This is a genomic window from Bartonella sp. AA1HLJMS (genome assembly GCF_042197445.1).
GTDB lineage: Bacteria > Pseudomonadota > Alphaproteobacteria > Rhizobiales > Rhizobiaceae > Bartonella.
In genome coordinates, this window is sequence record NZ_JBHIRW010000187.1 from 1 (window position 1) to 1,300 (window position 1,300).

The following is a 1,300-nucleotide window of genomic DNA, read 5'->3' on the forward strand; positions in this document are numbered from 1 at the left end:
GATGGAAGCATGACATAAAGTGGGCATTCTCCATCCCGAAACTGCGTATAATCAAAGTAAAAGGTTTCACCAAAATCTGTACTGCTAACGGCAAGCTGTTCTGGTGTCACAAAACCATGTTTTCTATAATAATTTAAGTTTTGTAAAACAATGTCATCAAAAGGAATATCTTCTCCACACTCTTTATAAAGGCTATAGATTTCATAACCAGCAATGTCTCCTCCTTTATAATGTTTTAAAAAAGTTTTATAGGAAGATGTGAATTGTAAACCGAGAGCTTTCTCCGCCTTTTCAATCACGAGATCATCAACCGCATTTTCTGCAATCCCAAAACTAACAATATCACCATCATATTTATCAACTAATTCTATGACATCCGCTAAGGTATAGGTTTTCATCAATTATCCTCCATAAATTATTTTATAAGTTTCTTTTTTCTCTTTTCATCAACCGTAGAGAATTACTGCCGGTGCTCCTGTCCCCATCTGTCAAAATCTATCCCTATGATACTCCATTTCATATCGATTATTCCTCCTAAATTATTGTTTGTTCTCTATATCCTTTAGCGCGTTCCTTCCAATATTCCTCTCTCCACTTACCAAACTTTTTTCTCTTATCAATTTCACCTCTTCCATAGTTTTTTCCAAAAACTCTTGTAAAAAGGGAGAGGTTGCAGACTAGGAGTATTCTCAGTCTTTTCAATTGGTTTATCACCATCAGGTATCTCAACTCCCGCGTGTACTTTAATTCTTTTGCAAAGGAATTCATAAAAATTACTTGCGTAATATTCGTAATCTTCAGATGTATACTTGAGATAGAGTGGGCATTCACCATCCCGAAACTGTGTATAATCAAAATAAAAGGTTTCACCAAAATCAGCATCACAAACGACAAGTTGTTCTGGTGTCGTAAAACCACGTTTTCTATCATTTAAGTTTTGGAAAACAACGTCATTAACAGAAACACCTATAGGATGCTCATAAAGACTATAGATTTCTTCACCACTAATGTCCCCACCTTTATAATGTTTCAAAAAACTCTTGTAAGAGGATGTGAATTGTAAACCAAGAGCTTTCTCAGCCCTTTCAATTACAAGATCATCAACTGCATCATCTTCAGTACGAAAATGGATAATCTCATCATCATATTTATTCACTTTATCAATTAATATTACAACATCAGCTAAGGTATAGGTTTTCATAGATGATCCTCAAAACTTGCGTAACGCTCCATATTTCCTCTATCAATTTCACCTCTTCCATAGTTTTTTCCAAAAGCTCTTGTAAAAAGGGATAGGTTG

At 34.8% G+C, this 1,300-nt stretch carries 2 protein-coding genes; both read right to left on the reverse strand.

All coding sequences use genetic code 11. The annotated features are described in order from the left end of the window. Nucleotides 1–398 (reverse strand): SMI1/KNR4 family protein (locus tag ACFIQE_RS10480; protein WP_375707713.1); only part of this gene is annotated, 398 nt, incomplete at its 3' end. A 224-nt stretch (nt 399–622) separates the two neighbouring features. Further along, nucleotides 623–1,201 (reverse strand): SMI1/KNR4 family protein, encoded by a 579-nt coding sequence (locus tag ACFIQE_RS10485; protein WP_375707714.1) that lies wholly within the window; start codon nt 1,199–1,201, stop codon nt 623–625. Nucleotides 1,202–1,300: the final 99 nt, after the last annotated feature.